The sequence below is a fragment of the Bradyrhizobium sp. SHOUNA76 genome, assembly GCF_023006445.1.
Lineage (GTDB): Bacteria > Pseudomonadota > Alphaproteobacteria > Rhizobiales > Xanthobacteraceae > Bradyrhizobium.
The window spans coordinates 1-396 of sequence record NZ_JALBHA010001185.1 but is presented as its reverse complement, the minus strand read 5'-3'; the positions used below and the strand labels follow the sequence as shown (position 1 = coordinate 396).

Annotated in this window: 1 protein-coding gene; it reads right to left on the bottom strand. The window is 69.9% G+C overall.

Features of this window, described 5'->3' with window-relative positions:
* Positions 1-396 (bottom strand): condensation domain-containing protein (locus tag MOV74_RS40415; protein WP_246933137.1); only part of this gene is annotated, 396 nt, incomplete at both ends.

Here is a 396-nt window from a genome sequence, read left to right as displayed (position 1 = left end):
CTCGCGAAAGGTCGGATCGCCCGAAAGGTCCGTGCGCATCGCAAGCGTGTTGGCGAAGAAGCCGATCAGCCCTTCCAGCTCGCGCCGCGTCCGGCCCGCGATCGGCGTCCCCACCACCACGTCGTCCTGGCCGCTCCAGCGCGACAGCACCGCCTGGAACGCCGCCAGCAGCACCATAAATAAGGTCGCGCCCTCCTGGCGCGCCAGCGAGGCGAGCGTGCGGCTCAGGCCAGACGACATCGCAAAGCTGTGCCGTGCCCCACGGAAGCTCTGCACCGCCGGACGCGGCCGGTCGGTCGGAAGATCGAGCATCGCCGGCACGCCGGAGAAGCGCGACCGCCAATAGGACAATTGGCGCTCCAGCACGGCGCCCTGCAGGCGCTGGCGCTGCCAGAT